At 74.7% G+C, this 4,829-nt stretch carries 5 protein-coding genes; 2 read left to right on the top strand and 3 right to left on the bottom strand.

The window, feature by feature from the left end; translation table 11 throughout:
- From AN218_RS34475 to AN218_RS13950, 3 genes are all read right to left on the bottom strand, one after another.
- Positions 1-328 (bottom strand): DUF5134 domain-containing protein (locus tag AN218_RS34475; protein ID WP_216311766.1); only part of this gene is annotated, 328 nt, incomplete at its 3' end.
- Between the two features lie 49 nt (positions 329-377).
- Positions 378-1,829 (bottom strand): PepSY-associated TM helix domain-containing protein, encoded by a 1,452-nt coding sequence (locus AN218_RS13945; RefSeq protein WP_070017161.1) that lies wholly within the window; start codon positions 1,827-1,829, stop codon positions 378-380.
- A 299-nt stretch (positions 1,830-2,128) separates the two neighbouring features.
- The gene (locus AN218_RS13950) at positions 2,129-2,986 is read right to left on the bottom strand and encodes an oxygenase MpaB family protein (RefSeq protein WP_070017162.1); all 858 of its coding nucleotides are present in this window, start codon (positions 2,984-2,986) and stop codon (positions 2,129-2,131) included.
- A 298-nt stretch (positions 2,987-3,284) separates the two neighbouring features.
- Between AN218_RS13950 and AN218_RS13955 the strand changes: the two genes are divergently transcribed.
- Together AN218_RS13955 and AN218_RS13960 are read left to right on the top strand one after the other, a co-directional pair.
- Positions 3,285-4,127, top strand: coding sequence for a GNAT family N-acetyltransferase (locus tag AN218_RS13955; RefSeq protein WP_079132155.1), 843 nt, complete (start codon positions 3,285-3,287; stop codon positions 4,125-4,127).
- Between the two features lie 141 nt (positions 4,128-4,268).
- Positions 4,269-4,829 (top strand): lysophospholipid acyltransferase family protein (locus AN218_RS13960; protein WP_244900449.1); only part of this gene is annotated, 561 nt, incomplete at its 3' end.

Consider the following 4,829-nt stretch of genomic DNA (forward strand, 5'->3'; position numbering starts at 1 on the left):
GCCCCGCCGGTCCGGCGGCCTGGTGGCCGCCGGCCATCGACGCGTCCATCGCGTACAGCATCCACGCCATCCCGGCCATGACCGCCGTGTGCGGCAGCGCGGCGAGGAGCCTGCGCGAGCGTACGGGGCCGGCGGAGCCGGACGAGCCCGCCGCCGCGGCCGGGTACCACAGCGCCGCCGCGGCGAAGAAGACGGCCTGCGGCGCCGCCGGTACCTCCATGCCCGACGGCCAGCACATCACCGCCATCGCCACCGCCATGACGGCGTGCAGCAGATGGGAGATCGCGCCGCTGACGGACGAGCGGGACGACCGCAGCGCCCGCCACACCGNGCCGCCAGCGCGGCGGTGAGTATCCAGCGCAGACCGGGCGCGGAGATCACAGGCCCGCCTCCTTCGTCGCACGGCCGTGCCGTATCCGTCCCGCCGACAGGTCCACGGCCAGGAACAGCAGCAGGGGAACACCGAACCACGGAAGCCAGTACGCGACCAGAGCCGTCACGACGGCGGCCGGAGCCAGCACCCGGCCCGGGACGCGGCGCCAGGTGCCCCGTGCCGGTGCGCGCCCCGGCCGTGGCAGCCGCCCGTCCGAGGCCGGGCCCCGGGTGGGACGGCGCAGCCACCACATCCGGTAGCCCCAGACGGTCATGGCGATCAGGGCGAGGGCGAGCAGGGCCAGCACGATCTGGTTGACGAGCCCGAACAGCAGCCCCATGTGCGCGTCGACGCCCCAGCGGGAGAGCTTCGCCAGCAGCGGGTAGTCGTCGAAGCGGAGGGTCGCGGTGACCTTCCCGGTGTGCGGCTCGACGGCGACGGAGTCCTGACGCTCCGGCCAGGAGCGGGTGTTCTCCTTCACGACGTACGCGCTGCCGCCGTCCGCGGGCGGCGTGACGTCCAGGACGCCGCCGAGTCCCGCCTCGCGTGCGCTGCGGACGGCGCCGTCGAACCCGATGTCCTTGCGGCCCTTCCCTCCGTCCGCGGTCTCCCGGCCGTCCGTCTTCTCCCGGCCGTGCGTGTGCGGAAGGGTGGCGGCGACCTCCGGGGTGGGGCTGTGCAACTGCTCGCGGAGCTGGGTGATGTTGGCGCCCGCATACGCGGACCACGTCAGACCGGTCGCCGACAGGCCCAGCAGTCCCGCCGCCGCCCACAGTCCGACCGCGCCGTGCCAGGACCGTACGCGGCGCCGCCCGGCGGGCGCCGACCGCTCCGGCAGCAGCGTGCGCCGCAGCCTCCGGCGCGAGCGGCGCAGCCCGGTCCACAGCACCAGTCCGCCCGCGACCTCGACCCATAGCCAACTCGCGGCGATCTCGCTGTAGTTGCGCCCGAACTCCCCCAGGTGGAGATTGCGGTGCAGATCGTCGAACCAGGCGCGTACCGGCAGCCACTGCCCGAACGTCTCCAGCGTGCCGAGCACGGAGTGGCCGTAGGGGTCGACGAAGGCCGTCCGTGTGTAGCCCTCCTTCAGACCGGGCTCCTCGAAGACGACCCGGGTGCTGTCGCGGGGGCCGGGACCGGTGGTCACGGAGACGAGCGTCCCGTCCGGTACGGCCTTCTCCGCGGCGGCCACCTGCTCGGCGAGCGGGTCGGGCGCACCGCGCGGCGTCACCCTCAACTCGTGTGCGTACAGCGTCCGTTCGACCTGCGGCATCGCCGTGTAGCACAGCCCGGTCACGGCCGCGACGAGCAGGAACGGCGCGATGAGGACTCCGGCGTAGAAGTGCACGCGCAGCAGCAGCGCCCGTATCCCCGCCCGGGTCTCCGCGCCGCCGCCGTCCGGGGCGCGCGGAGGCGACTCCTCGGCCGGCGGTGCGGTGGCCGTGCTGCTCACCATGGCGTCTCCTCTCCGGATCTCCGGAACTCCGGCTCTCCGTACGTCCCTCGGGCCCCGGGGCATCGGGACGTGGAGGTAGTCGGGCGCAGCGGCGAGGGGGTTCCGGGCCGTACGGGAGAGGGTTCGTGAGGTGGGTCACAACGCGGCGATCGACGGCCGTACGGGATGCGTCCTGCGGAGTGTGCTGAAGCGTCCGCGTCCTCAACCGGGCCGCGGCCGGGGTGACTTGACCGGGCGGTGTGACCACCGCGGCCCCCGTGGCGTCCGCGCCCGCCGCGGCCGGGAGCGCGCACGTACCGTCACGGGTGCATGGCCCAGCGGATCGCCCGCGTCAGCCCGTGACCGGCCCAGCGCACACCGGTCCGCTCCACCACGGGCAGATGCGGCAGGCCCAGCGGCGCACGGGCCCACGGCGGCAGCAGCGCGACCGCGTTGGCGGCGAGGACGGCGTACGGGGCGCGGGCGGCCCAGGGCAGCGGCGGACGCAGCAGCAGAAAGCGGGAGGCTTCCCGGGCCTCGGGGGTGGCGCGCAGTTCGTGCCGGTACCCGTCGATGCGCTCGGCCAACTCCCGGCGGTCACGCGGAGGTTCGAAGGCGCCGAGGGCGGTGGCGACCCGCGCGGTCTCCGCCACGTACGCGTCGTACTCGCGGAGCGTCAACGGCCGTGCCCCGTAACGCCGGTGGGCCCGCCAGAAGCTGTCGACCTCGGCGACGTGCACCCAGGTGAGCAAGTGCGGGTCGGCGGCGTGGTATTCGGTCCCCTCGCGGGTGCGGCCCCTGACCTTCCGGTGCACGTCCTTGACGTGGTCGACGGCCTGTTGGGCGTCGTGCGCCGCACCGTACGTCGTCATGGCGAGGAAGGTGCTGGTGCGCTGGAGCCGTCCCCACGGGTCGCCCTGGTACCCGGAGTGCGCCGCCACCGCGGCCATGGCCAGCGGGTGCAGCGACTGGAGCAGCAGGGCGCTGAGTCCGCCGACGAACATCGACGCGTCACCGTGCACGGTGCGCACGGGACTGTCCTCGCGGAACCATCTGGGCCCCGGCGTCCCGTGGATCCTGGCCCGGTTCGCGGCCCGTTCGGGACCGGCCACCCGCTCGAAGAGGGCACTGCCCAGCCGTTGCCGCACCGCAGGGACGCCGCCCGCTCGCCACTCCATGTCCCCCAGTGTCCGCCCGGATCGCCGCGCGTGGGCAGGACGGTTCGCGGTCGGTGCGCGGACGGTTCCCCTACGCGGAGGAATCCGGCCGGGCCGGGCGTCCGGCGGCGCGGTCGCTGTCCGGTATGTCCGTTCCCGCTCGGGCGCACGGCACCCAGCCGACGCGGAGGGGCCGCCGAGCGGTAACTCGGCGGCCCCGTGCGGAACACGAGCAACCCCTTGACTACGGATGAACCCTCGCGGAGATCGCTGGCAACGGTCCGCGCGGGTGCCGCGTCCCCAGACAGGGAGATCACCCATGTCCACCGCATCCACCGTATCGGCAGCCGCCGACTCCTACACCCCGTCCATCGCCTCGACGCCGGCGGAGATCCGCGCCGCGCAGCGGCTGCGTCACCGTGTCTTCGCCGAGGAGAAGGGCGCGCTGCTGCGCTCGTCCGTGCCGGGACACGACGTGGACGGCTTCGACGACCTCGCCGACCACCTCGTCGTCACGGCACGCTCGACGGGCGAAGTCGTCGGAACCTACCGGCTGCTGCCCCCGGGGCGGACCCAACGGCTCTACTCCGAGGGCGAGTTCGACCTCGGCGCCCTGCCGCCGGAGATCCGGCCGGCCATGGTCGAGGCGGGACGCGCATGCGTACACCCCGGCCACCGCAACGGCGCCGTCATCAACGCCATGTGGAGCGGGCTCGCCCGCTATGTGCTGCTGTCCGGACACCGCTATCTGGCGGGCTGCGCCTCCGTACCGCTGACGGACGGCGGTCAGGCGGCGGCCGACGCCTGGCTGATGGGCACCACCCGGCACGCCTCGCCGCCCGAGTTGCGGGTCCACCCGTACCAACCGTGGCTGCCGCAGCGGACGTTGACCGCCAGGGCCGGTTACGCCGCGCTGCCGCCGCTGCTGCGCGGCTATCTGCGCATCGGCGCGTGGATGTGCGGAGCACCCGCGCACGACCGGGACTTCGGCGACGCGGACTTCTTCGTCCTGCTCGACACGGTGCGGATGAACGACCGCTACCGGCGGCACTTCCTCGGCGACGACGCGGCGCACCCGCCCGCGACGACGGCGTCTGCGGCGCCGGCCCTGGCGCCCGCTCCGTCGCCCGACCCGTCCCGGACGGGGGCCGGCACACGGTGAACTCCTGGGCTGTGGCGTCCCCTTGCACCGTGCGCTGCGTCCTTCCGCCGACGGGTGTGGGCGGTCCCGGCGGCGGGCGGGTGCGTACCCGCGGCGGTCCTGCCGCGATACGCGCGGCTTGCCGCCACCGTCGGCAGCGCGGTGGCGGCCGGTCCGTGGATCGCCGATCCCCGGAGACTGCGACGGCACGCCCGCGCCGTGCTCGCCGCGCTCGGCGTCGGCCTGGACCTCCCCGCGAACCGTCCGCTGCGGGTGCCGGGTTCCGCCACCGGGACGCTGGTCGTCGCCAACCACGTCTCCTGGCTCGACGTCGTCGCCCTGCTGGCGGTCGAGCCCGTGGTGCTGCTCGCCAAGCGGGAGGTGGCCGAGTGGCCGCTCGTCGGGCCGCTGACGCGACGGGCCGGCACCCGCTTCATCGACCGCGACGCCGTACGCGAACTTTCCCGCGTCGTGGAGGAGTTGGCGGAGTTCCTGGGCGAGGGCCACTCGTTCGCGGTCTTTCCGCAGGCCACCACGTGGTGCGCGGCGCCGGGCGGCCCGTTCCGCCGTGCGGTCTTCCAGGCCGCCCTCGACGCGGGGGCGCCCGTACGTCCCGTCGCCGTCGACTACCGGCAGGGCGGCGCACGCAGCCGCGCGGCGGCGTACGTCGGCGGCGACACCCTGACGGCGTCGCTGCACCGGGTGGCCACGGCGGGCGGCCTC

The sequence above is a fragment of the Streptomyces nanshensis genome, from assembly GCF_001751255.1.
In the GTDB taxonomy this organism is placed as follows: domain Bacteria; phylum Actinomycetota; class Actinomycetes; order Streptomycetales; family Streptomycetaceae; genus Streptomyces; species Streptomyces nanshensis_A.

Coding starts and splice junctions, on each gene's coding strand:
- AN218_RS13945 (WP_070017161.1), bottom strand. CDS start 1,829: ATGGTGAGCAGCACGGCCACCGCACCGCCGGCCGAGGAGTCGCCTCCG.
- AN218_RS13950 (WP_070017162.1), bottom strand. CDS start 2,986: ATGGAGTGGCGAGCGGGCGGCGTCCCTGCGGTGCGGCAACGGCTGGGC.
- AN218_RS13955 (WP_079132155.1), top strand. CDS start 3,285: ATGTCCACCGCATCCACCGTATCGGCAGCCGCCGACTCCTACACCCCG.